The 25,563-nt window shown below is 42.7% G+C and carries 28 protein-coding genes and 1 tRNA gene; 16 read left to right on the forward strand and 13 right to left on the reverse strand.

Annotation, left to right across the window (positions count from 1 at the left end):
* From HMPREF9193_RS05025 to HMPREF9193_RS05035, 3 genes are read left to right on the forward strand one after another with little or no spacing between them, the layout of a single operon-like run.
* Complete coding sequence (locus tag HMPREF9193_RS05025; protein WP_021686995.1) at positions 1-1,161, forward strand: iron-sulfur cluster-binding domain-containing protein; 1,161 nt, start codon at positions 1-3, stop codon at positions 1,159-1,161.
* Between the two features lie 25 nt (positions 1,162-1,186).
* Positions 1,187-2,122: a DUF5692 family protein gene (locus HMPREF9193_RS05030; protein ID WP_021686996.1), complete on the forward strand. Its 936-nt coding sequence runs from the start codon at positions 1,187-1,189 to the stop codon at positions 2,120-2,122.
* Positions 2,123-2,161: 39 nt separating this feature from the next.
* Positions 2,162-2,896 carry a lysophospholipid acyltransferase family protein gene (locus tag HMPREF9193_RS05035; RefSeq protein ID WP_021686997.1) on the forward strand — a complete coding sequence of 245 codons (735 nt, stop codon included), beginning with the start codon at positions 2,162-2,164 and terminating at the stop codon, positions 2,894-2,896.
* A gap of 66 nt (positions 2,897-2,962) precedes the next feature.
* Here HMPREF9193_RS05035 and HMPREF9193_RS10750 read toward each other — a convergent pair whose 3' ends face one another.
* From HMPREF9193_RS10750 to coaD, 7 genes are all read right to left on the reverse strand, one after another.
* On the reverse strand, positions 2,963-4,522 hold the full coding sequence (locus HMPREF9193_RS10750) for a hypothetical protein (protein WP_021686998.1): 1,560 nt from the start codon (positions 4,520-4,522) through the stop codon (positions 2,963-2,965).
* Positions 4,500-6,089, reverse strand: coding sequence for a hypothetical protein (locus HMPREF9193_RS10755; protein WP_021686999.1), 1,590 nt, complete (start codon positions 6,087-6,089; stop codon positions 4,500-4,502). The genes HMPREF9193_RS10750 and HMPREF9193_RS10755 overlap by 23 nt, the downstream gene beginning before the upstream one ends.
* Positions 6,090-6,101: 12 nt before the next feature.
* Positions 6,102-6,911 (reverse strand): hypothetical protein, encoded by an 810-nt coding sequence (locus tag HMPREF9193_RS05050; RefSeq protein ID WP_021687000.1) that lies wholly within the window; start codon positions 6,909-6,911, stop codon positions 6,102-6,104.
* An 89-nt stretch (positions 6,912-7,000) separates the two neighbouring features.
* Positions 7,001-7,732, reverse strand: a complete 732-nt coding sequence (gene rnc / locus HMPREF9193_RS05055; RefSeq protein WP_021687001.1) for a ribonuclease III — start codon at positions 7,730-7,732, stop codon at positions 7,001-7,003.
* A 100-nt stretch (positions 7,733-7,832) separates the two neighbouring features.
* Positions 7,833-8,069 (reverse strand): acyl carrier protein, encoded by a 237-nt coding sequence (acpP, locus tag HMPREF9193_RS05060; protein WP_021687003.1) that lies wholly within the window; start codon positions 8,067-8,069, stop codon positions 7,833-7,835.
* Positions 8,070-8,084: 15 nt separating this feature from the next.
* Entirely contained in the window at positions 8,085-8,273 is a 189-nt protein-coding gene (gene rpmF, locus HMPREF9193_RS05065) for a 50S ribosomal protein L32 (protein ID WP_040847614.1), read from the reverse strand.
* A gap of 125 nt (positions 8,274-8,398) precedes the next feature.
* On the reverse strand, positions 8,399-8,878 hold the full coding sequence (coaD, locus tag HMPREF9193_RS05070; protein WP_040847616.1) for a pantetheine-phosphate adenylyltransferase: 480 nt from the start codon (positions 8,876-8,878) through the stop codon (positions 8,399-8,401).
* Between the two features lie 54 nt (positions 8,879-8,932).
* Between coaD and HMPREF9193_RS05075 the strand changes: the two genes are divergently transcribed.
* The 13 genes from HMPREF9193_RS05075 to HMPREF9193_RS05135 all read left to right on the forward strand — a co-directional run bounded on the left by HMPREF9193_RS05075 (position 8,933) and on the right by HMPREF9193_RS05135 (position 20,509).
* Positions 8,933-9,547: a hypothetical protein gene (locus HMPREF9193_RS05075; RefSeq protein ID WP_051306003.1), complete on the forward strand. Its 615-nt coding sequence runs from the start codon at positions 8,933-8,935 to the stop codon at positions 9,545-9,547.
* A 66-nt stretch (positions 9,548-9,613) separates the two neighbouring features.
* Entirely contained in the window at positions 9,614-10,321 is a 708-nt protein-coding gene (locus HMPREF9193_RS05080; RefSeq protein ID WP_021687007.1) for a HEAT repeat domain-containing protein, read from the forward strand.
* Positions 10,322-10,381: 60 nt separating this feature from the next.
* Positions 10,382-10,455: transfer RNA gene (locus HMPREF9193_RS05085), tRNA-Arg, on the forward strand.
* Between the two features lie 13 nt (positions 10,456-10,468).
* Positions 10,469-11,287 (forward strand): putative ABC transporter permease, encoded by an 819-nt coding sequence (locus HMPREF9193_RS11025; RefSeq protein ID WP_021687008.1) that lies wholly within the window; start codon positions 10,469-10,471, stop codon positions 11,285-11,287.
* Complete coding sequence (locus tag HMPREF9193_RS05095; protein ID WP_021687009.1) at positions 11,275-11,952, forward strand: Maf family protein; 678 nt, start codon at positions 11,275-11,277, stop codon at positions 11,950-11,952. Before HMPREF9193_RS11025 ends, HMPREF9193_RS05095 begins: the two co-directional genes overlap by 13 nt.
* 118 nt (positions 11,953-12,070) lie before the next feature.
* Complete coding sequence (gene rpsB / locus HMPREF9193_RS05100) at positions 12,071-12,937, forward strand: 30S ribosomal protein S2 (RefSeq protein WP_040847617.1); 867 nt, start codon at positions 12,071-12,073, stop codon at positions 12,935-12,937.
* A gap of 12 nt (positions 12,938-12,949) precedes the next feature.
* Positions 12,950-13,786: a translation elongation factor Ts gene (tsf, locus tag HMPREF9193_RS05105; protein WP_021687011.1), complete on the forward strand. Its 837-nt coding sequence runs from the start codon at positions 12,950-12,952 to the stop codon at positions 13,784-13,786.
* 13 nt (positions 13,787-13,799) lie between these two features.
* Positions 13,800-14,354 (forward strand): ribosome recycling factor, encoded by a 555-nt coding sequence (gene frr, locus HMPREF9193_RS05110; RefSeq protein WP_021687012.1) that lies wholly within the window; start codon positions 13,800-13,802, stop codon positions 14,352-14,354.
* Positions 14,354-15,073, forward strand: a complete 720-nt coding sequence (uppS, locus tag HMPREF9193_RS05115; protein WP_021687013.1) for a polyprenyl diphosphate synthase — start codon at positions 14,354-14,356, stop codon at positions 15,071-15,073. The genes frr and uppS overlap by 1 nt, the downstream gene beginning before the upstream one ends.
* Positions 15,074-15,083: 10 nt before the next feature.
* The gene (locus tag HMPREF9193_RS05120) at positions 15,084-15,935 is read left to right on the forward strand and encodes a phosphatidate cytidylyltransferase (RefSeq protein WP_021687014.1); all 852 of its coding nucleotides are present in this window, start codon (positions 15,084-15,086) and stop codon (positions 15,933-15,935) included.
* A 23-nt stretch (positions 15,936-15,958) separates the two neighbouring features.
* Positions 15,959-17,152 carry a 1-deoxy-D-xylulose-5-phosphate reductoisomerase gene (locus tag HMPREF9193_RS05125; RefSeq protein ID WP_021687015.1) on the forward strand — a complete coding sequence of 398 codons (1,194 nt, stop codon included), beginning with the start codon at positions 15,959-15,961 and terminating at the stop codon, positions 17,150-17,152.
* The gene (rseP, locus tag HMPREF9193_RS05130; protein WP_021687016.1) at positions 17,149-18,546 is read left to right on the forward strand and encodes an RIP metalloprotease RseP; all 1,398 of its coding nucleotides are present in this window, start codon (positions 17,149-17,151) and stop codon (positions 18,544-18,546) included. The genes HMPREF9193_RS05125 and rseP overlap by 4 nt, the downstream gene beginning before the upstream one ends.
* 4 nt (positions 18,547-18,550) lie before the next feature.
* Positions 18,551-20,509, forward strand: a complete 1,959-nt coding sequence (locus HMPREF9193_RS05135) for a WD40 repeat domain-containing protein (RefSeq protein WP_040847619.1) — start codon at positions 18,551-18,553, stop codon at positions 20,507-20,509.
* Between the two features lie 66 nt (positions 20,510-20,575).
* Here HMPREF9193_RS05135 and HMPREF9193_RS05140 read toward each other — a convergent pair whose 3' ends face one another.
* The 6 genes from HMPREF9193_RS05140 to HMPREF9193_RS05165 form a co-directional block, all read right to left on the reverse strand.
* Positions 20,576-21,436: an HhH-GPD family protein gene (locus tag HMPREF9193_RS05140; RefSeq protein WP_021687018.1), complete on the reverse strand. Its 861-nt coding sequence runs from the start codon at positions 21,434-21,436 to the stop codon at positions 20,576-20,578.
* Positions 21,429-22,004 carry a (d)CMP kinase gene (cmk, locus tag HMPREF9193_RS05145; protein ID WP_021687019.1) on the reverse strand — a complete coding sequence of 192 codons (576 nt, stop codon included), beginning with the start codon at positions 22,002-22,004 and terminating at the stop codon, positions 21,429-21,431. Before cmk ends, HMPREF9193_RS05140 begins: the two co-directional genes overlap by 8 nt.
* A 114-nt stretch (positions 22,005-22,118) precedes the next feature.
* On the reverse strand, positions 22,119-22,988 hold the full coding sequence (locus tag HMPREF9193_RS05150) for a hypothetical protein (RefSeq protein ID WP_021687020.1): 870 nt from the start codon (positions 22,986-22,988) through the stop codon (positions 22,119-22,121).
* Between the two features lie 12 nt (positions 22,989-23,000).
* Positions 23,001-23,582, reverse strand: coding sequence for a hypothetical protein (locus tag HMPREF9193_RS05155; RefSeq protein WP_021687021.1), 582 nt, complete (start codon positions 23,580-23,582; stop codon positions 23,001-23,003).
* 29 nt (positions 23,583-23,611) lie between these two features.
* Positions 23,612-24,505 (reverse strand): SGBP N-terminal domain-containing protein, encoded by an 894-nt coding sequence (locus HMPREF9193_RS05160; protein ID WP_021687022.1) that lies wholly within the window; start codon positions 24,503-24,505, stop codon positions 23,612-23,614.
* 21 nt (positions 24,506-24,526) lie between these two features.
* Positions 24,527-25,563: SGBP N-terminal domain-containing protein (locus HMPREF9193_RS05165; protein ID WP_021687023.1), on the reverse strand; the 1,037-nt coding region annotated here is incomplete at its 5' end.

The raw sequence follows: 25,563 nt of genomic DNA on the forward strand, positions 1-25,563 counted from the left end.
ATGCGCAGTATTAAAGAAATTCTTATCGGCACAATGGAAAACGGCACAGAGGTTTTGAACGAAATCGAATTTGCGCGCAAAAGCGGCAAAGATATTTTAGTGCAAAAAGAAGCGGTAAAAAACTGCCTTGCCAAACTGCATCCGGGCAAACTGGAGCTGGAAGTTTCGGATATCTATCCTGCAGCGCAGGACGCCAAAGTGTTCCGCTTTGTATCCAAAAACGGTTATCTTCCGCCCTTCGAAGCAGGACAATTCATCAACGTGTTCGTCGAAATAGACGGCGTATGCACGTCAAGACCTTACAGCATTTCGTCCTCGCCCAAACAGCGCTCGTATTACGAAATTACCGTTGCAGCTGTCCCCAAGGGCTTTGTATCCGCCTACTTTTTAAAAAAAGTAAAAAAGGGCGACAGCTTTACCGTTACTTCCCCGTCCGGACGTTTCCACTACAACCCGGTGTTTCATTCAAAAAAGTCCGTGTTTTTAGCCGGTGGAAGCGGTATTACTCCGTTTATGAGTATGACGCGCGAAGTGCTCGAAAGCGGCGAAGACAGAGAAATCTTTTTGATTTACGGCAACCGCACGGAAAAATCATCTTCGTACCACGAAGAATTGAGCGCTTTCGCCAAAACGTACCCGAACTTTCACTACCAGCTTGTTATTTCCGACGATAAGGCATACAAGGGTAAAAAAGGGTTTATCGATGCAAAATGCATAAAAAGTTTTGTTAAGCAAACGGACGATGCGACATTTTACTTGTGCGGCCCGCATATTATGACCGACTTTTGTACCAAGGCGCTTGAAGAACTGCACGTTAAGCCCAAAAACATCCGGCGCGAAATGTTCGGAAGCCGCCAAGACATTCAAAACGAACCGTTTTGGCCGGAAAATTTAAGCGGTAAAGAAAACTTTAAAATTTCAGTCGGCGGCAAAACATTCGAAGGAAAGTCGAGCGAATCGCTGCTTACGAGCCTCGAAAGAGCCGGCGTACGGGTAAACGTGTGCTGCCGAAGCGGAGAATGCAGTTTGTGCCGCGTTAAGCTGGAAAACGGAAAGGTTTTTATGCCGCGCGGCGCTTTGCTGCGCTATGCGGACGAAAAGTTCGGCTATATTCATTCGTGCAAAGCCTATCCGATATCGGATGTACGGCTGTCTTTTTAATTTTTTATTAGGATAGGAGATAATTATGTTCTTTTTTGCAAATTATACGTGGCAAAATGTTTTAATCGGTTTGGCGGTTCTTGCAGGGCTTATACTGGTAAACGACCTTACGCGACGCAGTAAATGGCTTTCCCTAGCCGTATACATTGTGCTGCCGCTCGTCCTAACCTTTACCGTATGGCCTAAAACGGCGGTACGCGGCAACGGCGATTGGTTTCCCGTCGTTAAAACGTACTCGGCGCTCGCAGGCGTTATCGGCTTTATGGCAATCCGCTACATAAAAGGCGCGGATACAAAAAAATGGCTGTTGTTGTTTCCCTGTTTGATTTTATCGGTTAATATTGCCGAAGCCGTGTACCGCGACTTTGAAGTGTACTTTGCCTACCGCGGTCAAGCCGTTATGAACAGTGTAGACGGTTTATTTATGCAAGGCGGCATTTGGAACGTTTTGAATGCGATTGCCGGCATTGTGCTGATTATAACGCTGACCGGCGTATTCGGCATAAAGGTTGCAAAGACAAAGTCAAAAGATATGATTTGGCCCGACCAATTGTGGTTTTGGATTATCGCATACGATTTATGGAACTTGTCTTATTGCTACAACTGCATTTCGACGCGCTCGATGTATGCCGGCTTTATCCTGCTTTTATCGTGCACGATCAGCGAATTTGTTCTAAAAAAAGGCGCGTGGCTTCAGCATCGCGCTCAAACGCTGGCTTTGTGGGCAATGTTTTCCATTACTTTTTCAAGCTATGCAAAATCGCCGCTGTTTTCCATAACGTCGAGTTACAAGCCGGCAGCACTGCTCGTTATCAGTTTGCTGTCGATCGGCTCAAACCTTGCAGTTTTTGCATACGAAATCGCGCACATTGCCAAAACAAAGCGCAACCCGATTACGCAGGATTTGTACATCGACTTAAAATCCTACAAAACGGTATTGCAAGACAATAACCTCGTCTGACGCTATACTTTTCCGCGAAAAGCGTATATACTTTGTATTATGTTACACACAATCATAGCTTTTATACGCTTTATCGCCTATCTTATCGGATCAAAAAAACACTTAAAACTCGTAAAACAACTCGATTGTGAAGGAAAAATTGCCGAGCGCGATGCTTTGATTAAAGAAAAAGTTGCCGAATGGACAAAGCTGGTTATAGGTTTAACCGGCAGCACGGTTGAAGTAAGGGGAATTGAAAACATTCCGCAAAACGGCACCTTCGTTATGATAGGTAATCACCAAGGCAATATGGACATTCCGCTTCTTTTAGGTTATGTTCCCAAAAGTATTGCTTTTATCTCAAAAATCGAAATTTTAAAAGTGCCGATTTTATCCGATTGGATGAAATACATGCAGTGCGTATTTATCGACCGTAAAGACAGACGCCAATCGGTCGAAGCTATGGCTCAAGCGGTAAAAACCGTAGAACGCGGCTATCCGCTCGTTATTTTTCCCGAAGGCACCAGAAGCCGCGGCGGTCCCGTTGCCGAGTTCAAACCGGGAAGTTTTAAGCTCGCCTACCGTTCCAGTGCTTTGATTGTTCCCTTTACCATTGACGGCACGTGGCATTTACTGGAAGAAAAAGGACAAATTAAAGGTGCACCCGTTACGTTGACCATTCACCCTGCCGTGTCGACTGCCGGTCTCGGACGTGAAGAACAAGCAGAGCTTCCCGAACGCATACGGCAAACGGTTGCAAGCGCTTTACCGAAAGAACACTTGCGCAAAACTTAAGCACGCAAGTGAACATAATAACGCATAAAAAAGCCCGCAAGTTATGCGGGCTTTTAAACAAGATTTTTACTTTTTATTTTTCCATTCAACGTCAAAGGAAAGTTCCATATCACCCCAGCCGGCTTTTTTGAAAACACCGACCCAGTCCCAAATATAGGCTGAAATACCGATTTTCATTGTAGATTTTTTTCCGTTTTGAACTTCGTTCATCGCTACGGATGTTACTTTCCATTCGCCGTCCCCGTCGGAATAATGCTGTACCGAATTTCCCGTTATATTCCACGCTTCAGTTACGTTATCGTAAGAAACGGTAAACAGCGGTTTTTCGTGTTTTATGATTACATCGTCCGAATTGCCTGCCAGAGGATCAACTTCCCAAATATCGGCGCTTATAGTAATGGAATGACTGCCTTCTGCAGGTTTTTCTATTTCCTGTAAATAATTACCTGCCAACTCTTTTTGAGTACCGACATTTATAGACAGTTTTTTTCCGTTGTTTGTTGCAAAGGTATACCATTCCTCATTGTTATAGCGCGCTTTAAGTTCGTATTTAAATTCTGCTTGGTTGGAACTGCCTCCTAGAGGATAATCACCGCCGACATCTTTTATGGAAATATTTTTAAGTGCAATATTTGATATTTGTATAGCCGGTTTTTGAGCATCTCCTACATATCCCAAGTACGGCGATTTTCCGGTAAAAGCCGGATCGTAATTGCCGTTTGCCAAATTACCTTTATAGGTATCGCTCATATAAAAAGAACCGTCTTCGGCTATGTACCCTGCAGGATCGTATTCGTAAAAACGGTATTTTTTTCCGCCGGGTCCTGTAGATACCGCATCCACAGGCGCCCATTTAGTCGGCACTTGATTGCCGGCAACGGATTTAAATTGAATGGGTTTTGCAAAAGCGAATACCAATTTTGCATAAGTGTCGACGGCAACGATGTAATTATCCAGCCATACAATCCCGCCGCCTTTACCGGTAAAGCGATAAAATATAAAACGCTTCATTCGCGCTTCTTTTGTACCGGTAGGTTTTCCGTCTTTGCCGTACACTTCGTATTCTTCGTTTGTATACAAATTAAACGGATTTTTACCGCAATAACGGTAATAAGTCATAGAACTTATGCTATTGCCTCCGGCGGAAGCGCTTTCGTTGCCGTCGCCGTATTGCTGACGTTCCGGATTTCCGCTTTCGGGAGCGGCTTTCCATTCAATTTCGCCGTCGTATTTGGGTTCGGGTACGTTGCTTGCCGAAAAATTGCTGCGGAATTTCCATGTACTGAATTTTTCAGTAGAAAAGGTTGCAAAGGGAAAGCCGTCCGAAGCGTTCAGTTTAGCGGCAAGCTGTGTATGCACGGTGGTGTCGCCTTTAGGTTCGGCTATAAAGCCGTCCGGCAATAGAACTGAAAACATACTGATTTTTCCCGGATCAAGGGGTTGCTCGGGAGGAATAGGATCTCCTCCTCCCCAATCGGGTGGCTGCGAACCGCCGCCTTCGTTTGCTGCTCTGTTTTGCTGCTGCACATAGTACGGTGATAAAAAAGGAGCTGTACAAGCAGCGCATACAAAACATATTAGTGCAAGAGCGTAAAATCCGTAGTTATTCTTGCCAACCGATTTCATAACACAACTCCATCTGCCCGTTATGGTTATTTTTCGCTACGGGAAAAGTAACCGGCACAATAATTTTAAACAATTTTTTTTCTCCGGAAGCAAGTGTAAAATCATTATCCAGCACAACCGCTCTTCCGTCAGGTACAGTTATATCATTTTTGTCAAAAAGTTTCCAGCACCGATCGGTATGATTATAAGTAAAACGGATTAAAGGCTTGCCGTACCGCGTCACTGCATGTTCGAGCGGAAAACCTATAAAACCGGGTATAACCATTCTCGGCTTTCGTATAATTTCACTGTCCAATTCGATTACATGCGGTCCTTTTACGCCTTTAAATCGGTACGCACGGCTGCTGTCTTGACTAAAATCTTTTTGCGCTCCGACATCCAATTCTTTACCTTTTTCTTCGTTTTGTTGCGCAAGGGAATCCAAGTCGGGGCTGCTGAAATTTCCGCTGTATGCACGCGAACGTATATCCCAAGTAAAGCTTTGAATTCTGGGGTTTCCGTCGGCATCTTTATCGTAGTTGTCTATTGCCGAAACGTTTTTAAAGTATATTGCCGTTACGGTTAAAGTACCTGTAAGCGCAGGAGTTTGTACGATAGTTCCCGCACAATAAGCATAGGGAGATTTTCCGGTAAAAACGGGATCGTAGTGTTTGTTTTTGGAATTGGTTTTATACGTTTCGGTTAATACAAAAGAGCCGTCTTCTTTGACATATCCGACAGGATCATATTCGTAAAAACGGTAACGTACTCTTCCGGTTATCGCATCTTTAGGACCTTCGCACACAGTGTCTACCGGCGCCCATTGAGTGGGAACTTGTTCTTTTTGTACCGTTTTAAAGCGGATAGGTTTTCCGAAAGTGAATATCAGCTTTGAATACGTATCGACGGCTACCAAACAATTATCGAGCGCTACAAGTCCGCCGCCTTTACCGGTAAAACGGTAAAATACAAAGCGTTTCATAAGCGGTTCGCTTTGTTCGGATAATTCGCCGTCTTCGGTATATATTTTGTACATTTCGTTTTGATACAAACTGTAGGGATTTATACCGTAGTAACGGAAATATTTCATTTCGGTTATCGGGTTTTTACCGTTTTCTTCGGTAAGCGCCGATGAATCCGCTCCCAGATAATATTGTTCCGATCCGATTTTTCCCTGCCACTCAACCGTTCCGCTGTACTTCATAAAAGAAACATTGTATTCGAATGTACTTTCGAGTTTCCAATCCGTAAACAAAGTGTCTGAAAATGCGGGGAATTCGGTAATTCCCATATCAAGAGCGGCAAGTTTCTCGCTTACAAAACGGTGTGCTTTATCGCCTGCGGCATTGTTTTTTTCTTTCGGTTCTATTATAACACCGCCCTGCCGTATAACCGAAAACATATTAAAAGAGCCTTCCGGCAATACGGGTACAGGAATATCGGCATTTCCCCAATCTTCGGGTTTATTTTGAAATGCCGAACGGTTTTGCTGTTGTATGTAATATGGGTTAAAGGGCGCCGAACATGCGGCGCACACAAAGCATAACAGCAACAACAGCGTACTTTTTTTTATTGATATACGCTTCATCGCTTTGTTCCTTTACAGTTTAAATGCAAACCCGACGCTAAGACCGAAGTCCAGCGAATTAAGCCAATAGTCGGGAACCGGATCGTTTAAATTAGCTTGTTTTGCAAGGTCGCCGGGTGCGGTTAAATATTTCGGGCGATATATATTATAACGCGTATACCAACCCAATATAATATCGGTTGTATTTACAATCGGAATATTGTATTCAATTAAACCTTTAACCGAAGCCATAAGAGGGTTCATTTTTTTCATCATTTCTTCGGTTATAATTATTTCCCCGACTTTAGTGTCCAAACTGGGATCGGAAAAATAATATAAATACGACGGTCTTGTATCGGCTATCATACGACCGCCGATGCCCAAGCCGAGCGCAAGGCGGTTACTAAAAAAATACGCTTTACCCGTTACACCGAAATTAACGACAGGCATAAAATTAATGCTTATAAAAGTATCCACTTTGCCAGTTCCGGTATCCGCTGTAATTTTTTGCGCGGTATTGCCCTGCCCTACACCCAAGCAGGCAAAAGCTCCTACGCCGCTAAACGGATGATTTTTAGGCAAACCGAAAAATCGGTTGCTTGAAAATACATAACCGCCTTCAACTTCACCGCTCATAAGCAAACCGCTCATTATACCGGTCATTTTTTCGGCTTTGGGGTTAAGCTTTTTTAAGCTTTCATCGGAAATAAAGGGTGTGGTAAGAGCGCCGCCGAAATCGGCACGCAAATACAACAACGGCCCGTTTTCAAAAGCAACGAGCGAAGACAAGGTCAAAAGACCTGCAAAAACGGTGATAACACCTTTAAAACGTAACTTTTTCATAGCCGTATCTTATCCCAATACCGAACAATTGTCAAGCGTAATGTACAAAATTATACAAAAATATATTAATTTGTTTGATTTTATTTGCTTTATCTATCGCTTTGCTTACTGTTTTCAGCCCCTATTGTTTCCCACGCTTTATGAGCCGCAGCTTGTTCGGCTTCTTTTTTGCTTTTACCCTGAGCCGGTCCGTACACCGCTTCGCCTAAATGCACGTTTACCCAAAATACTTGGTCATGATCCGGTCCCGTTTTTTTTACCAATTCGTAGCGGGGACATTTTTTACTTTGTTTTTGGTAAAATTCCTGCAAAAGGGTTTTATAATCTTTTTGATGACGGTTTTCGCGTACTTTTTCGATTTGCGGAACAAGCAGTTTTAAAATCAACTTTTCTGCAGCTTTAATCCCCGAATCAAGGTAATAGGCGCCGAATACCGCTTCCATAGCGTCAGCTAAAATCGCTTTTTTAGTTCTGCCGCCGGAATGTTCTTCTCCCTTTCCCAAACGTAAACAGTTTTCCGCACCTATTTCCAATGCAATTTCTGAAAGGGACAGCTCCGACACGGCAAAAGATTTGATTCTGGTCAATTCGCCTTCGGGAAAATCTGAAAACGTAGTGTATAAATAAGAGGCAGTTACCATGCCAAGTACGGAATCGCCTAAAAATTCAAGGCGTTCATTATTGCACGAAGTGCAATCGGTTTCGTTGGAAAATGAACGGTGGTGAAAAGCGGTATCTAAAAGGTTTTGATTTTTAAACTTTATACCCAGCCGTTTTTGAAAATTATTAAGCAAAACTTTGCGCCGGGAAGAAAGGGACATATCGGTTTTAAAGAAACGGAACACCGTAGAAAAAAATATCCCGAAAAAAAACTTCAGGCGCGAATGCCGCAGTTTTTTTCGGGACTTTAAAAACGCAGTATTAAGCCTGCTGTGATTTTATGAATTCGTAAGCATCGCGGACGGTTTCAAATTCGTTTGCTTTTTCGTCGGGAACGCTTACACCCAATTCTTCTTCAATGGCATATACCAATTCATAAGTATCGAGGCTGTCTGCGCCGAGGTCTTGGCGGAACGAAGCGTCCATAGTTACTTTGGATTCTTCAATTTCCAGTTTGTCGGCAATCAGTTTTTGCATTTTGCTGAATAATTCATCCATTCTCTAAACTCCCTGTCAGCCGTTGCTTTCCGGCGTAATTATTTGTCTGCCGCGGTAAAATCCGCATTTGGGACATACGCGGTGCAGCATTACTAAATTTCCGCAATTGGCGCACTCTACAAGATGGGGGGCATTTAATCTCATGTTTATTCCCCGGCGTCTTCTGGTACGCGCCTTCGATGTTTTTGCTCGTGGTACTGCCATTATTAACCTCTCTAAAAATATATGCGATTATATCCGAAATAATATCTTATGGCAAGTCCATAACGAAAAAACAGTATAACATTTTATGATTTTTTGTCAACTACCTTTATGCTCTTATACAAAATTTATTTGCCGAATTTTAATTTAAGCGCTTTTTCTACATTTTCGGGAACCATTTCAGAAACATTGCCGCCGAAAGAAGCCAATTCTTTTATAGCGCTCGATTTTAAAATAAAAAACTTTTCGTCGGTGGGAAAAAATACGGTTTCCACTTGCGCATTTAAAGCTTTATTCATAAACGACAAATCGAATTCATACGAAAAATCAGCCGAGTTGCGTATGCCGCGGACAATCACTTGCGCTCCGGTATCCCGCGCGTATTCGACGATAAGTTTTGTACAAACATTCACCGACACATTGTCCCATTTGCACGTTAATTCTTTCATCAATTCAAAGCGCTCTTGTTCCGAAAACAAATACCGTTTGCTTTTATTAACCGCAATAACTACGTCTACAAAATCGAATACCGTTTTTGCACGCTCTATGATGTTCAAGTGTCCGTACGTAGGCGGGTCGAACGAACCGGGAAATATTGCTTTTATCATAAACACAAGTATAACATATTTGACAATTCGGAACAATAAGAGTATTATTAGCTTATGAAACACTTGCATAGTATCCGTATGCTTTTATGCGTTATAACCGCCGCAGCTGCTCTTGTAACGCTTCAAGCGTGCAAAACAACAAACGAAGCGGCTGCTCAAAAAGAAAGCGGTATGCAGCCGGCAAAAAGCGCAAACACAATGAAAACGCCGGAACAGATTGCCATGGAAGCCGAACAAAAAGAAAAAGACGACGAATATGCGCGTTCGGTCGGCAATTTGGGCAGCGAAAAAGTCAGTTTTGACGACTTTCAGCGCGACAAAGCCGATATCCTTACCGTTATTGCGGACTTGGATAAAAGCATGAAAACCCTCAATTACAGTTTGTGGCGCACCTATCTTACTCCAGCTTCGATTTCGTACTGGAGCAACAAATTGAATTTGCAAATCATTGCAACCAAACTGCCTAAAAAAGGCGTATCGCTTAAAAACTTAAGCGATTACTTTTTAAATGTGTTTATTCCGTCGCGCATAGACCGCAAAGTAACCGAAATCCGCTATATTTCGCCTACGGAAGTAAAAGCGGTAGAAGTTCAGGGTGAAAAAGATATAATTTACTATGAATTTGAAAAAGTCGGTGAAAAGTGGCTGGTAAAATTGCCGACAATGTAATGGAACAAAAATAAGATTGATTATTTTTATGAATCTTTGTATACTGATGAACTATTAGGAGGATGTATGAAATTATCCAAAACGGCGCTGTGTTTTGCCGCGGCATGTATGATTTTATCAAGTCTTGCAGCCCAAGAAGAAAAGCGCTCTGAAGTTACCGTTGAAGAAGAATATTTCGGTTCAAATGAAGATATGATTATCAGCGAAATGAGCCAAGTTGACGATTACGAAACAAAACTGCTCACGCTGCAATACATAAAAACAGCCCTCGATGCGGGCCGCTCTTCTCCGGCGATTGAAGCTTCGTTACAAAACATGGCAGGCGAAGGCGTATTTAACGAATCGCGCACCGGACGCCGGCAAACGAATAACTACACCGAAGTACGCCGCCAAGCGTGCATTATGCTCGGTCAAACAAGCGGTCTTTCCGACGAACAGCTTAAAGCGCGCAAAGATACGATTATGCGCTTGTTGCGTGACGAAGGAGAACCGATGGTGCTTTCGGCTGCAATTTATGCGCTGGGCAATATCGGCATTAACAACAATGACGATGTAGTAGACCAAATAGCAATGATTCACAAACGGTTTTCAATTTTAAATCCTACCGACAGCCTTGCTTATTCGGTATTGGATGCGTTTGGAAAGTTGGCGCCGACGGTAAAAAATTCAAGTTCGTTTGTAGAAACGGTTGCTTCCATCGCAACAAATTACAGCTACGTTATTCCCGTACGCCAAAAAGCAAAAGAACTTTTATTTTCGTTAAAAAACAACTGATTTTACAGTAATGACCGAAACGTTTAACTAAAGCGTTTCGGTCAAGTTTTTTTCACGCCAGAGTGATTAGCTCATTTGGATAGAGCGTCGCCCTCCGGAGGCGAAGGTGGCAGGTTCGAATCCTGTATCACTCGTATTATTAAACGTATGCTGTCCGATCTTTTTATTTTATTTGTTTTTTACAGTTCTCTGGGGTGGATGTGTGAAGTGTGCTATTGCGCACTGATAACACACCGTTTTGTAAACAGAGGTTTTTTACACGGTCCGTGGTGTCCGGTATACGGTATTGGAGCACTGTCGGTAATTGGTTTACTGCAGCCTTTTGCACACAATGTGTTTTTACTGTATGCAGCGTCGTTTTTTATAACAGGCGCGGTAGAATACCTTACCGGCTGGCTTTTAGAAATGCTGTTTCATACCAAATGGTGGGATTATTCGGATAAAAAATTTAATATAAAAGGACGCGTGTGCCTTTTTAATTCGCTGTTGTTTACTTTTGCAAGCGGTAGCGCCGTTTTATTTGTACATCCGACAGTTGCCGCTTTTGTAGAGCGTATGCCCTCTACCCTTCGCTTTTACATTGCATGCGCTTTTGGTTTTGTCTTTACTGCCGATTTTGCGCTAACGCTGCGCAAAGTGGTTGACTTTACCGAGTACATTACCCGCTTGCAGGATTTTGCCGAAAACTTAAAAGAGCGCTACGAAAACGAAGCATGGTTTAAATCACAGTCCGTAAGCGATATGTTCGAAGCGGTAAAACTGCGTTCCCGTTTAGCCAAGGGTGAAATATCGGATCGCATATTGGCAAAAATCGAATTGTTTTCGCAGCGCCACGCGGCAGTCGAGCGCTTTTTTAACAAGTTTCCTTCAATGCAAAATACAAACCGCAGTTTTTCGCTGCAGCACATAAAAAAATTGATACAAGAGCGCATGCAGGATAAAAAAAATAAATTATGGAAAAACTGATCCTTGCTTCAACTTCCGCACAGCGAAAAAACATACTGCATTCGCTGCACATTCCGTTTTACGAATATACGCCGCCGTTTGAAGAGATTATACCGCCGAACATAAAGCTCGACGATGTAAGCAAATACTTTGCGGTGCAAAAGGCTGAATGTACGGCTGCCGCACTTACAAATACAAGGGCACTCACAAACACGGGCTCTGTAAATGTGAGTGAAAATACACACAAAAAGTATACCGATGCACGCTTAATCGTCGGAGCGGACACGCTCATCGTATTTGACGGCAAAGCTTACGGTAAGCCAAAAGATAAAAACGAAGCTGCCTCATTTTTACGCTCATTTTCGGGAAAAACGCACAAAGTAATCAGCGGCATTGCCGTACACAATCGGGAAAGCGGAAAAACGCTGTCGCGCTCGTGTGTCAGTACTGTAAGCTTTGCCGTCTTAAGCGGTACCGATATAGAACATTACTTGAGTTTAGGCGAATGGCAAGGGGCTGCCGGTGCGTATAAAATTCAAGGTTTTGCCCAATGCTTTATTTCGCACATCAGCGGTTCGTTCAGTTCGATTATAGGCTTGCCTATTTTTGAATTTTATGAAATAATAAAACAACAAGGCTATGTCTTTGAGCACAGCTTTTGTCCTGATTTTAAACGTTTCGGTTGAATCGTTAAAATCTTGAAAAATCTTCCGCAGCCGGCTGTTTGTTTTACCGAACGGCTTGTACTGACGAGAAACAGAGTTTGGGGAAAAGAAAAATTCTTTTCCGATGAAGGAGCATTTCGTGGCAGTAGTAACCATGAAAAGTTTGCTTGAATCCGGTGTACACTTCGGTCACCAAGTCAAGCGCTGGGATCCGCGTATGAAAAAATACATTTTCGCGGAAAGAAACGGTATCCACATTATTGACTTGCAAAAAACCATGGCTTCAATTAAAGAAGCGTATGAAGCAGTCCGTAAAGTAACTTCGGCAGGAAAATCGGTCCTGTTCGTAGGAACAAAAAAACAAGCACAGCAAGCCATAGCTAAAGAAGCCGAACGTTGCGGTATGTTTTACGTAAACAACCGGTGGCTGGGCGGTATGCTGACAAACTTCAGTACCATCAAAAAATCGCTTTTGCGCCTTAAAAAGCTTGAAAAGATGGAAGTTGACGGTACGTTTGAAAATCTTACCAAAAAAGAAATCGCGTCAATCCAAAAAGAAAAGGCAAAACTCGAAAAAAACTTGGGCGGCATTAAAGAAATGAAAGAACTGCCCGGTATTTTGTTTATTATCGATACGCATAAAGAACAAATTGCCGTTGCAGAAGCGTGCCGTATGGGTATTCCCATCGTAGCGGTTGTAGACACAAACTGCAATCCTGAAGGGATCAACTACCCTATTCCCGGAAACGACGACGCTATCCGTGCAATAACACTGTTTACCCAAGTTATCGCCAATGCCGTTATCGAAGCGGACAACGAAACCGGTCTTAAAATTATTGAAAACCTTCAAGACGACGAAGAAGATATTACCGATACCGCATCCGTTCGTACCGACGATGAAGAAATTATCGATTACAGCAATTACACGCCTACCGAACCTAAAGAAGAAGATAAAGACGACGAAAGCGACGATTCTTTGGTAGACGAAGACAAATTATACGAATAACGGGAGATATACATGGAAATTAAAGCCGCTGAAGTAAAAGCGTTGCGCGATGCAACGGGCGCAGGCATGATGGAATGCAAAAACGCCCTTGTAGAATGCAACGGAGACGCCGCCGAAGCTGCAAAACTTTTAAAAGAAAAAGGGCTTGCAGCAGTGGAAAAACGTTCAGGAAGATCGACCAGCGAAGGGCGCATTTTTATAAAATCGAACGGTTCAAAAGTTGCCGTAGTAGAGCTTACCTGCGAAACGGACTTTGTTGCAAAAAATACTGATTTTTTAGCGGTAGGCGAAGCCATTGCTCAAAAAGTTTTGGATAAAGGCTATACCGAAGTAAATGCGGAATTGTCGGATATGCTGCTCGATTTAGCTACCAAAATCCGCGAAAACATGACCGTGCGCCGCGTGTCGCTGACCGACATTCCCTCAAGTGCCGTATATGCTTCGTACATACACAGCGACGGAAAAACAGGCGTTGTGGTGATCTTATCCTGCGATCCTGCTTCCGGAGCACAAAACGAAACGGTAAAACAATTTGCCTTTGACTGCTGTTTGCACATTGCAGCTTTTGCACCGCGCTATTTAAAACGCGAAGATGTGGATGCCGCATATATCGCCGAACAAAAAGAAATTTTTACCGCACAAACGGCAGAATTGGACAAACCGGACAATGTAAAAGCCGGTATCGTTCAAGGAAAACTGAACAAGCACTTGGCGGATATTTGCTTTATGGACCAAATGTTCGTAAAAGACGATAAAGTATCCGTTGCCAAAAAAATGGAACAAGTCGGCAAAGAAAACAGCGTTAAGCTGGGCTTGTTGACGGTAGTGAATTTTCAGTTAGGCGCATAATTCGGAGAAACCTATGGCAGACACAAACGAAGCAAGTATTCAAAGGATGAATAAAAGCATTGCGGCGTTAAAGGATGAATTCAATGCAATCAGAACGGGGCGTGCTTCGGCTGCCCTGTTCGATAAAGTACGGGTAGACTATTACGGTCAAAGCACACCCTTAAATCAAGTTGCAACGATTTCCATTCCCGAAGCGCGGACGGTCGTTATTCAGCCGTTTGATAAATCCTTGGTAAGCGAAATCGAAAAAGCCGTGCAAAAGTCGGAATTGGGATTGAATCCGTCAAATGACGGTAAAATTATCCGCATTGCGATTCCGCCGCTGACTTCGGAGCGCCGCAAAGAGCTGGTAAAACAAGCAAAAGCGATTGCCGAAACCAGTAAAGTCGCCATACGGAATATCCGCCGCGACGGCAATGATGAACTGAAAAAGATGCAAAAAGACGGAAGCCTTACCGAAGACGGATTAAAAACCGCAGAAGAAGCGTTGCAAAAATCGACCGATAAATTTATCGCCGATATAAATAAAATACTCGAAGATAAAGAAAAAGAAATTATGGAAGGCTGATGTCATCTTTTGATGCAATCGATAAAAGCGCCCTGCCCGTTCATGTAGGTATTATCATGGACGGGAACGGGCGCTGGGCACAAAAGCGCGCTCTGCCGCGCAGCAGCGGTCACAAAGAAGGCGTACGTTGCGCACGCGAAATAATAAAAGCAGCCGCCCGGATGGGTATACGGTATTTAACGCTGTATACCTTTTCTACGGAAAACTGGAAGCGCACCGAAGAAGAAACGTCTTTTTTAATGAACCTTTTGAAAATACACTTGCGAAAAGAATTCGAGTTCTATAAAAAAGAACAAGTGCGGGTACGCCATTTGGGCGATAAAGCGGGGCTTCCCGAAGACGTGTGCGCAGAATTGGAATCGGTTGAAAATGAAAGTAAGAATTTTAACGGAATGACCCTTATTTTAGCTATAAATTACGGCGCAAAAAATGAAATATACCGGGCGGCGCAAAAAATGATGCATGCGCAGCAAACGAATGAGCCGATTAACGGCGAAAGCGGGTTTACGCGTTTTTTTGACATTCCCGAATTGCCGGATGCCGACCTTATTATTCGCACAGGGGGCGAAAAACGTTTAAGTAATTTTTTACTGTGGCACGCTTCTTACGCGGAATTGGATTTTTCCGATGTTTTATGGCCCGATTATACACCGGAAGACTTTTATAAAGCGGTACTTGATTTTCAAAAAAGAAAACGCCGCTTCGGAGCTGCCGATTAACGGGAGGAATATGAATAAAATACTGCAAAGATTGCTGACATTTTTTATCGGAGTTCCGTTAATCGTTTCTTTAGCGCTGTTTTCTTTTGCAGGACACCTTGTGCTGCACTGCGCAATTATAGCCGGAGCCCTTATCGCTTCGTGGGAAGTGCACGGCATACTTAAACACAAAATGCCCAGCCAGCCCAAAGGCATCGTTATGGCAGCATCGGTTTTTAGTCCGCTTATGGCAGCGATTGTGTGTATCGGCGGAAGATCGCAAACATGGATATCGCTTGCCTTTATTCTTTCGCTTTTGGCAAGTTTTACTTACGAAATATTTTCGCCGGACAATGTAAAATCGTTTGAAAATGCCATTGCACGATTAAGTTCTTCAGCTTTTACAATTGTATACACCGGTTTTTTATTAACATATATTTCACGTTTAACCGTTTTGCCCTATGCAAACATCGTTATATCGTTGTTTTTTTTATTAGTATTTTCCTGCGATTCGTTTGCATGGCTTTTCGGTATGCTGTTCGGCAAAAAAAACCGAGGCTTTATAGCCGTCAGCCCGAACAAAAGTATTGCAGGTTTTGCAGGAGGCATTGCAGGATCGCTTGCCGTAGGCATAGCTGTGTATCATTTTTTCCCCTATGCTTTTTCCGCATTTAATTACAATACGGCAAAAGCTGCGATAACCGCTTTGTGCGTTGCCGCAGCCTCCATAGCAGGCGATTTAGCCGAATCGGTTATAAAACGTTCGGGCGAATGCAAAGATTCGGGAGCGGTTGTTCCCGGACGAGGCGGTTTTTTGGATTCCATAGATTCAATTTTATTTGCGGCTCCGGTATATTTTATCGTTATCAATCTTTTTAACTAAATGAAGCAACAAGGCAGTTCGATATGCAAAAAAAGGTTTTGGTTTTAGGCTGCACCGGATCTATCGGAAAAAGCACGCTCGATATTATAAGATCGTTTCCCAACCTTTTTAGTGTATGCGGTTTAACTGCCCATACCGATACGGCATCTTTGAATAAATTGGCACACGAGTTTTCATGCAATTGTATTGCAGCGTCAGGTGCCGAAAACGGCAGTAGGTACGATATACGCGGTGTAATCGAAAACTGCGGCGCCGACATTGCGGTAAACGGTATTGCAGGTTCTGCAGGTCTTCTGCCGTCCGTATGGTGTTTGCAAAACAGTATGGATTTGGCGCTTGCAAACAAAGAAACCGTTGTTATGGCATACGATTTGATTGCACAAAGTGCAAGTAAAGCCGGTAAAAAAATTATTCCGGTAGACTCGGAACACTCTGCAGTGTTTACGCTTATACAAAAATTCGGCAAGCAAAACCTTGCTTCCGTTATTTTAACCGCATCGGGCGGACCGTTTCGCAATTTGAGCACGGTACAGTTAAAAAGCGTAACGCTTGAACAAGCACTCGCCCACCCTACGTGGAAGATGGGAAAAAAAATAAGCATAGACAGCGCAACGCTTGCAAACAAAGGTCTTGAAGTTATAGAAGCGTGCCGGCTTTTTAACATAAAACCGGAGCAAGTGCAAGTTACGATACACCCGCAAAGTTTAGTGCATTCATTTATACGTACCACAGACGGCGATTTATACGCGCAAGTTTCCAAACCCGATATGAAACGCCCCATTTTGTCGGCGCTCAGCTGGCCTAACATGATTGAAAGCACACTGGAAAAACTGGACGCTTTGATGTGCGGGATCGGTTTACCTGCGACAGGCGGCGCACACGGTGCGGGCACGGCAACAGGCGGAAAAAGCACCGATGCGCTTGCCGGTATAACTATGGAATTCTACCCGCCGCGTTTTAACGATTTTCCGCTTTTAACTGCAGCATACGAAGCGCAAAAAAAAGGCGGTTCGTACACTATCGCGTACAATGCGGCAAACGAAATAGCTGTAGAACTTTTTTTACAACGGAAAATCGGTTTTACCGATATAAGCACTTTAGTATGCTCCGTTCTTGAACACGACTGGACAGCCGAAGCGCATAATTTTGACGAAGTTTTTTATTTTGACGGCGAAGCGCGCAAAAAAGCCCGCCTGTTATCAGGAGTACACGCATGACTGTAATATACGGACTTATTGGTTTAAGTTTTATAGTATTTATTCACGAATTAGGACACTTTATAGCCGCGCGTATATGCGGTGTTACGGTAGAAAGTTTTTCCGTAGGAATGGGACCGGTACTGCTGCATAAAAAATGCGGCACAACCGATTACCGCCTGTCGCTAATCCCTTTCGGCGGTTATTGCGGCATGAAAGGTGAAAAATCATTTCAGCAAGCAATGGAACAAAAACTTGAGCACATTCCCTACGAAGAACACGGATTTTACAGCGTGCACCCTTTGAAACGAGCCTTTATAGCTTTTGCAGGTCCACTTGCAAATTTTATATTTGCCGTTATGTGCTTATCCTTTATAGCCGCAGTAGGTTACGACTATTATACCTCTGAAAACAAAATCATTACGGCAAACGAAATATATCCTGAAAGCCGTTCGCGAGCTTTTGAAGCCGGACTACAAACGGGCGACCGTATAACCGCAATAAACGGTAAAAAAACAACCTATTTTTCGGACATAGCCGAAACGGTAGCGGTGTCGCCTTTACAAACGCTGCACATCAGCGTCGAAAGAAACGGACAACCGCTCAACTTTGATATTGAACCGGAACTTGATAAAACAAGCGGCGCCGGTAAAATAGGCATAATAAGTTGGACAGATCCGGTTATTAGTCAAATTGACGAAGACAGCACTGCTCAAAAAGCAGGACTGCAAACGGGCGACCGTATTATTGAAGCGGAAGGAACGGCTATAAACAATACCGCACAGCTGTACAAAATACTCAAAGGATTAACAAGTGCCCGCATATGTTATGAACGGTCAGGATCGGTATACGATACGGTTTTAACTGTAGACACGGCGGAAAAATCGGCAAAAAAAATATCCGGTGCACCGCTTGACGGCGCCGCCGGTATTTTAAGCGGAATAAATTGGAAAGCCAAAAAAGTGTATTCAAAAACCTATGCTTTTTTTCCTGCAATCGTACAGGGGATTAAAGAAACGTGCAGGCTTTTTATACTGACAGTTAAAAGCATAAGCTTATTGTTTAGAGGAGTCGATGTAAAACAAGCAGTATCCGGTCCCATAGGGGGTACCGTAATGCTCGGACAAAGCGCTAAAGAAGGATTTTCCGCAGGTTTTGCCTCAGGTTTGGTAACCCTTTTTAACTTTTTAGCTTTAATCAATGTATCGCTTTTTTTAATGAACCTTTTACCCATACCCGTACTCGACGGCAGCACCGTTTTTTTTGCTTTGTTGGAAGCCGTCCGAGGCAAAAACGTAAAACCTGCTACTTTGTATAGAGCGCAGTTTGTAGGCTTGGCTTTTATTGCACTTATTTTTGCATTCGGTATGTTCGGCGATATAAGCCGTATTATTCAAAACATAAAGAGAGGCTAAAACAATGTACAACATCCGTATTAAGCTATGTGCGGCTTTATTTTTATGTTTCGGCTGTATTGCCGCAGTCAATGCACAAATCACTGTTTCGCCGCAAAGCCACTTCGGCTCGGTAAGCTGTATGGCATCGGCGCGCACAACACCGTTTGATTTTCCCGTGTACAGCGCTTCGGACGACGGCTTTATTATAAAGTGGACGGCGCCGGAAAACGGAGAGCATTTTCAAATATCCGATTACCGCATAACAGCGCTTTCCGTTCACCCGAATGGAAACGATATCGCTGTAGTCGAAACCGATGGTTTTTCTTTATACCGCATTTCCGTATGGGATTGGAAAAATCAAACTAGAAAATGGGTTAAACGTTTAAACAGTACGGTTTCTTCTTTTGCCTATTCGGCTAAGGGCAGCTTTTTGCTTATCGGTATGTCCGACACAAACGGCATTGTGTTTATGGATTCTTCAAACGGCCGCATTCTTACGGGAAAATCAAATGAATATGCAGATATGGCTTCATTTGTTATGACCAGTGCAAGCGAAAATTCATGTATTGTATACTCGCCTGCAGGACAGCTTTCATACCTCAATTTAAAAAACGGAAAGCTTAAAACCGAATGCATTATAGAGCCTGATTTAACTCAAACTTGTTTGTTTTCGGATAACATCCTATTTGCCGGTGTAAAAAACGATACTATTTATATTTTCCGCGCCGATACGGGAGAACTTGAACTAAGCGTACAAGCAAAAAAACCGCTTTTGTGTACTTCTCCTTCCGATAAAAATCTGTATTATGTAGAAACTGATGGTAAAAACATCGTGTTAAAAATGACGGAAATAGAAAATGGTCGTATAAAACCGCAAGGCTTAATCGTTAAAACCGCATTTTTTGAAAAAAAAGAAAAGCCGACTTCGTTTATAAAAATAAATGACAGCGTATACATAGGCACCGGCTCTGGCGAGGTATATACATTAGATACACAAGCCGAAACGCAAACTTACGCTGTAAGCACCGTATCGAACAGAATATACGATAAAATCTACGATATTGCCGAATACGACGGTTTATTTTATTTTCTTACTTCAAAAACGGTATTTAAATCCTCGTATGAAGACAATACCGTATACAGTTTTTTTTCGCACAACGGCTACACCGATATAATTCCGCAAGAAAGCACTTTGATACTGTGGGCAAAAAACACAAAAAAACCGGTTTTATCGGTAAACGAACAAGGTTCACAAACCCTGTTTACCCCTCAGCAAAATATACAAATCCTGCACGTACAGCACGATAAATTGGTATACGTTGAAGGAAGTACAAAGGTAAAAATATTTGATTTACAAAGCGGCAAAGTATCGCAGCCGTATACGGGTACCGGTATTCAAGATGCCCTGCTGTATACTCCCGAACTTTTATACGTGGTAAAAAGTGCAGCAAGCAACCCGAAAGGCGCAATTGTACAAGTGGATACAAAAACAAAAGAGACGGTTTCAATAAATACCGAAGCCGATGTAGCTTTTTCTTTGTCGCAAAACAAAACAGAAAACGGTCCGTTTTACGGTGTTGCACTTTCCGCTGCAAAGTTTTCGGCTGCAAATGCAAACGGTACAAACGGGGGGCAAGCATCGGCAAAAGGGCAAACCGAAATATTCGCCTACTATCCTGAAACAAAAAAATACAGCCCTATTTTCAGATGGGCTGATGAAGATGCAAATGCGTTTACGTGGATACACAACGGCACATTGTTTACCAACGTAGGCAAAATGCACATTCACGCTTACGATATTGCAGAAAGAACGGACACTTTGCTGCAGCGCTCATCCGCACTGCCGCTTAAAATAACGGGAACCGAACACATGCTTGCCGTATTGAATAAAGACGGAAGCGTGTCTTGGTATGACGGTGTTACCAAACAGCCTTTAAAATCATGGTACATAACGAACGAAAACGAATGGTTGGAATTTTAAGTTTTTAAGCTGCCGCTACAGCCGGCAGCGCTGATGAATGCGCGGAAATTACACGGCGCAACCGGTTCAGACAATGCGGTAAAGATTTTTATCACAGCTTATTATCTTTTCTGCGACAAGGTCGTACGCGGCTTTTTGCAAAAGTTCGGCGTCTATTTTTTCTTTTTTTTGTATATCATACAAAGAAATACCCGTTCCGGCACGGTCGGCATTATCGGTATTTTGCACAAGAGCACGTATAATTGCACCGCGCGCTTGGCGCAGCGAACCTTTAAAAGGCGATTGTTTGGTATAGTGCCGGCTTTTACGCGACGGGTTTTCAACCTTTTTTTTAAGAACGGCGCCGTAGTCCATTAAAGCGTAATACCATTTTTTAGGATTTTTGCGGTACAGCGTTTGTTCTATAAGTTCGAGCAATTCTTTGTCGGCAATACCTTCTTTCGGCACTTCTTTATAAAAAAAGAAAAGGTATACCGAGCGGATATTCGTTTCTATAAAAACTTCGGGTTTGTTAAAAGAAAACGTACACACGGCGCGCGCGGTGTACGCTCCTATTCCCGGAAGCGCGTCCAATGCATCGGGGGTATCGGGAAAGCTTTTTCCCTGTTTAAGCAAAATGCTTAATGAGGCACACGCTTGCTGCAAAAACCGCGCACGGCGATTGTAGCCCAAACCGCTCCACAGCGAAAGCACATCGGCTAAAGATGCTTGTGATAAAGTGTGCACATCGGGAAAGCGCTCAAGCCACGCTGTATACTTGGGCAGCACCCGTTCGGTTTGCGTTTGCTGAAGCATAATTTCGGACACCAGTATTTTATACGGATCATCCGTATGACGCCACGGAAAGTCGCGTCCCTGACGTTCGTAAAAATCCAATATATCGTGCTGGAATTGAGCGATTTGTAAAGGAGAAAGACTATCAGTCATCGGTACCGCTTGAATGCTCTATTAATTTTTTTTGTGCTAAACCTTTTAAAATAAGAGACACTATTTGCTCGGGAGTATAACGTTCCGTATCTATAACCAAATCGACATGGGCGTAATCTTCATTATCTATATTATACAGTTTTTTATAGCGTTCAGAATCTTCTGCATCCCGCATTTTTGTAAAAGCGGCTATTTTTTCCACACTGCCGCCTTCTCTTTTGTGTATGCGCTTTGCTCTTACGTGCTCGGCTGCCGTAAGGTATACTTTAAAATCGGCTTGTTTAAGCATCCATACTGCAAGGCGCGAGCCTAAAACGCAGGATTTTTGCAGTGCCAATTCTACTTGCCTCTTGTCGATTTGAGTGTCGAACCAATCGTCGTTTTTTGCTTTTTCTATAATTTGTTCAAGCGTTAAACCTGTTTCTTCGGAAAGGTTTCTAAAAGTAAAATTAACTACACCTATATTAAGTTTGTCGGCAAGCAGTTTGCACACCGTTGTATTACCGCACCCGCTTTTTCCGGATATGGCAATGCGCAGCTGCTTTCCGTTACTGATTTTCCAGCTCATAAAACGAGCATAACAAAAAACAAAGCTTTATTCAACGGTATCTGTTATTTCACGGTACAGTGCTACCGTCTGCCGCACGTTGTCACCGGCAGACGATAGCTCAAAAAGCATTAATTAAGATTCGTTTGGCTCTTTAAAACCTTTTCCATCGTCAGCAGCCCAAACGTAATCGGCACCTTTCGGCATATCGTTAGAAGGGGCATTACCCATCGCATTTACAATCAGTTTACAGGTAATTTTATTGTCGGAACCGATTTTAAAATGTACCGTACTTTTTACCTCTTTCCGTTTAAAATCCTTTTTAGAATACGCAGTGCAAACCCATTCAGTTTTTGACTTTTTTTCCCACTGCATGTTTGTATACCGTGCACTCATCGCTTGAGAATAGCTGATCAATTTATCTTTATCATAAACAACACAGATATCATAAAGATTATGATCGAAATCCAGTTTCCCAAAATACGAGCCGTAAAATTGTTTTAGCGTTTCGGCATCGGCAGGATCTATAGACGGCGTCGCGTACGCTATCTTAATACACAGCTTATACATAGTTGATGAGCCGTTTTCGGTTTTAACTCTGTATTCTCTGTCTTTAATGAACCAATCTTCCAGTTCGCCGCTTTTTTGTTCTTTTGTACCGTTGAACAGTTTTGCATTTGAGCTGAGTTTAAAGCTTGCTTTAAACTTTCTGTTTCCTTTTTGACCGTCACTCTTTTTATATGCCGCTTCCGGTACTGTTACGGTAATCGTTTTTGTGCTTTGATCGACCGTACCAATTATGTCGGCGCTCAAAAAATCGTTGAATCTTTTTTCAAACCCGAACGACAGCAACGGTCCGGAAGCATTCGGTAAACCGGAACCGTTGTCCGGCGTACCGGTATTGTCAAGCGGACCGGCATTATTTTGACATGAAGTCAATGCGGCAAGCAGTATTCCCATAAAAACAACTGTACATACAGCTGTACGCTTACTATTTTTTTTCATAACACACTCCTTTTATCTGGGTATCGGCTTAAGCATTTTAGGAGAAGCGGAATTGTTTTTATCGTATACGTAATAGGTTTTGCCGCCCTCGTCAATTTTTTCAACAGCTTTACCTTTGTTAAACGGTCCCGATTTCATACCCATCGGAACAACATATTGCAAAACTTTTAAATTGCCGCTGCCGTCTTTTAGAAATTTCAAAGCAACCCTTCTGTCTTTCGGAGCGTAATCGGTATCGGTTTTGAGGTATGAACAGCATATCCACATAGATGAAACTTTAGCCCAGCGGATGTTTTCATAACCGGAACTCATAGCAACCGAATATACAATAAGTTTATCGTCGCCGATTTCAACACATTGTTGTTTTATTCCGCCCGGCCAATAACAGCCATATAAGCTTTTAATTTCAGCTTGCTGAGCAGCAGTCAATTCGGATAATTTCTTTTCGACAATATCGTCCGGTATAAACTTTCCGCTATTGTCCCCCGTTCCGCCGGCAGGCGTTTTTCTACCGGCGGAAAAACCGTTGTTGCAACCGGCGAGCACGGTAAAAAAAACAAGCGATATACAGGCATTTAATATAATTTTTTTCATTTTAATTTCTCCGTAAATTCAGCAGCATGTTATATCATTCTCGGTTCAAACAGCTTGGGAGATTTTTTAGGATCTTTGTCGTATGCAGCTTTGTCATAAGTGTAATAGGTTTTACCGCCCTCTTCAAACTTGTCGGGCTCTTTTCCTTTTATATACGGTCCATACGCATCGGTTCCCATCCGCAAAATCTGATCCCAAACCTTTAACGTACCCTTGTTATCTTTTATAAAAGTAAAGACAATTCTTTTTTCTTCATCATCATTTTCAGCGTATGAAAAGCACACCCACATAGAAGACGAAATTCTGCTCCAGCGCAAGTTTGTAAATCCCATGCTCATAAACGCATTGTTTGTGTACACGGCGAGCCTTTCATTGTTAATTGCAGGGCACTCGGCTTTATTACCGTCGTCCGCCCAATAGTAGCCGTATAAAGTTTTAATTTCGGCTTGCTGATCAGCCGGTAAATCGGAAAACAATTGCTCTGCAGCTTCTTCCACTTTTACCGTATAGTTTTGCTGTGATCCATCTTCCGCTTTAACGGTGTACGTTACGCCCGCAGCACCGGAAAAATCGTTTTCAGTTACTCCGCTTTCCTGTTCGACTGCATCGACAAAAAGCTTTGCTTTACTGCTGACTTTAAAAGACACTTTAAGTTTTTTTCTATTCACACCTGTCGCAGCAGCCGGTACTTTTACCGATACGGTTTTGTTTGTTTCATCGATTCTTCCGTATAGGTCAGCGCGCAATCCGATAATTTTTGCTTCTTCAAGCATAAATTCAAGTATCTGCTTTTCCGAAGATTTGGGCTGTTCAATATTTCCGCCGGAAGGCGGTTTTACATCGGGCGAACCGTTGTTACAGCCGGTGAGTACGGCTAAAAGCGTAAAAAAGCATAGGCTCGTAAATACTGTAATTTTTTTCATTTTAATTCCTCCTAATTAATTCTAAATATGTATAGTTACCGGTTTATATCCGCTTTCTGCAGTCCACACAAAATCCTCTCCTTTTACCGCTGTTGTATCGGTTGCCATAATATTGGTGTGTACCGTAATTTTAGTTTTGCCGTTTTCGTTACTTTCGGTAAAATCGTAACCGCCTTTACCGAATAAATTTTTAATCTGCGGCTTATTCATTTTGTAGGTTGTGCACGTGTAAGTACCGTTATCTCTTTTTTCCCATTCCATGTTTACGTAATCCATGCTCATCGTTTTTGAATACAAAATAACCTTATTCCATTCAAGAACAATGATTACCTCTCCCAAAGCCGGTACCGTACCGTAATACGATCCGAAATATTTTTTTACTTCGTTTTGGGGAGCTTTAGGTAAATCGATTTCGATAGGCACATTGTATACGTTAGAGTCGCCGTTTTCTGCAGTTACTGTAACATTAGTACCATCGGTTAAATTATAAAAATCCGCAGCTGTTTTGGAGTTTTCCAGTTTTACTCCGCCGATGGATAGCTTTGCTTTTGCACTTGCAGTAAACGTGGGTTTAAGTGATTTTATGGTTGCCTCGGTTGTACCTGCAGGGAATTTAATAAAGATAAGTCCTCTGCCCCCTGAGAAGCCTACCAACCCGCTAACATCTTCCGGCAAAAGAGGATTTACGTCTTTTTTGAAGTCGAATGTAAGTATTTTTTTTCCGCTGAATTTACCTGAAGCAGGTTCGGCTTCAACTTGCACTATATAAATCTGCTTGGAACCGTCTTCGGCTGTTATACCGTAGCGTACAAGGCGGGTAAAATCATTTTCCGTTTTTCCGCTTTCTTGTGCAGCATCTTTTACAAAAGCACGGGCTTTGTTGCTTAAAACAAAACTGGGTTTTAATTTTTTTACATCTGTACCGTTAGGTACTATCACACATACCGTTTTTGAAAGTTCATCGATTATACCGGTTACATCCTTTGCCAAAACTGTATTGTCCGCAGCTTTTAAAGCAAATTCAAGCAGCTGTTTTTCGGAAGATTTTACCCCCCCCC

Source organism: Treponema lecithinolyticum ATCC 700332, assembly GCA_000468055.1.
Taxonomy (GTDB): domain Bacteria; phylum Spirochaetota; class Spirochaetia; order Treponematales; family Treponemataceae; genus Treponema_C; species Treponema_C lecithinolyticum.

Coding starts and splice junctions, on each gene's coding strand:
- HMPREF9193_RS05025 (WP_021686995.1), top strand. CDS start 1: ATGCGCAGTATTAAAGAAATTCTTATCGGCACAATGGAAAACGGCACA.
- HMPREF9193_RS05030 (WP_021686996.1), top strand. CDS start 1,187: ATGTTCTTTTTTGCAAATTATACGTGGCAAAATGTTTTAATCGGTTTG.
- HMPREF9193_RS05035 (WP_021686997.1), top strand. CDS start 2,162: ATGTTACACACAATCATAGCTTTTATACGCTTTATCGCCTATCTTATC.
- HMPREF9193_RS10750 (WP_021686998.1), bottom strand. CDS start 4,522: ATGAAATCGGTTGGCAAGAATAACTACGGATTTTACGCTCTTGCACTA.
- HMPREF9193_RS10755 (WP_021686999.1), bottom strand. CDS start 6,089: ATGAAGCGTATATCAATAAAAAAAAGTACGCTGTTGTTGCTGTTATGC.
- HMPREF9193_RS05050 (WP_021687000.1), bottom strand. CDS start 6,911: ATGAAAAAGTTACGTTTTAAAGGTGTTATCACCGTTTTTGCAGGTCTT.
- rnc (WP_021687001.1), bottom strand. CDS start 7,732: ATGTCCCTTTCTTCCCGGCGCAAAGTTTTGCTTAATAATTTTCAAAAA.
- acpP (WP_021687003.1), bottom strand. CDS start 8,069: ATGGATGAATTATTCAGCAAAATGCAAAAACTGATTGCCGACAAACTG.
- rpmF (WP_040847614.1), bottom strand. CDS start 8,273: ATGGCAGTACCACGAGCAAAAACATCGAAGGCGCGTACCAGAAGACGC.
- coaD (WP_040847616.1), bottom strand. CDS start 8,878: ATGATAAAAGCAATATTTCCCGGTTCGTTCGACCCGCCTACGTACGGA.
- HMPREF9193_RS05075 (WP_051306003.1), top strand. CDS start 8,933: ATGAAACACTTGCATAGTATCCGTATGCTTTTATGCGTTATAACCGCC.
- HMPREF9193_RS05080 (WP_021687007.1), top strand. CDS start 9,614: ATGAAATTATCCAAAACGGCGCTGTGTTTTGCCGCGGCATGTATGATT.
- HMPREF9193_RS11025 (WP_021687008.1), top strand. CDS start 10,469: ATGCTGTCCGATCTTTTTATTTTATTTGTTTTTTACAGTTCTCTGGGG.
- HMPREF9193_RS05095 (WP_021687009.1), top strand. CDS start 11,275: ATGGAAAAACTGATCCTTGCTTCAACTTCCGCACAGCGAAAAAACATA.
- tsf (WP_021687011.1), top strand. CDS start 12,950: ATGGAAATTAAAGCCGCTGAAGTAAAAGCGTTGCGCGATGCAACGGGC.
- frr (WP_021687012.1), top strand. CDS start 13,800: ATGGCAGACACAAACGAAGCAAGTATTCAAAGGATGAATAAAAGCATT.
- uppS (WP_021687013.1), top strand. CDS start 14,354: ATGTCATCTTTTGATGCAATCGATAAAAGCGCCCTGCCCGTTCATGTA.
- HMPREF9193_RS05120 (WP_021687014.1), top strand. CDS start 15,084: ATGAATAAAATACTGCAAAGATTGCTGACATTTTTTATCGGAGTTCCG.
- HMPREF9193_RS05125 (WP_021687015.1), top strand. CDS start 15,959: ATGCAAAAAAAGGTTTTGGTTTTAGGCTGCACCGGATCTATCGGAAAA.
- rseP (WP_021687016.1), top strand. CDS start 17,149: ATGACTGTAATATACGGACTTATTGGTTTAAGTTTTATAGTATTTATT.
- HMPREF9193_RS05135 (WP_040847619.1), top strand. CDS start 18,551: ATGTACAACATCCGTATTAAGCTATGTGCGGCTTTATTTTTATGTTTC.
- HMPREF9193_RS05140 (WP_021687018.1), bottom strand. CDS start 21,436: ATGACTGATAGTCTTTCTCCTTTACAAATCGCTCAATTCCAGCACGAT.
- cmk (WP_021687019.1), bottom strand. CDS start 22,004: ATGAGCTGGAAAATCAGTAACGGAAAGCAGCTGCGCATTGCCATATCC.
- HMPREF9193_RS05150 (WP_021687020.1), bottom strand. CDS start 22,988: ATGAAAAAAAATAGTAAGCGTACAGCTGTATGTACAGTTGTTTTTATG.
- HMPREF9193_RS05155 (WP_021687021.1), bottom strand. CDS start 23,582: ATGAAAAAAATTATATTAAATGCCTGTATATCGCTTGTTTTTTTTACC.
- HMPREF9193_RS05160 (WP_021687022.1), bottom strand. CDS start 24,505: ATGAAAAAAATTACAGTATTTACGAGCCTATGCTTTTTTACGCTTTTA.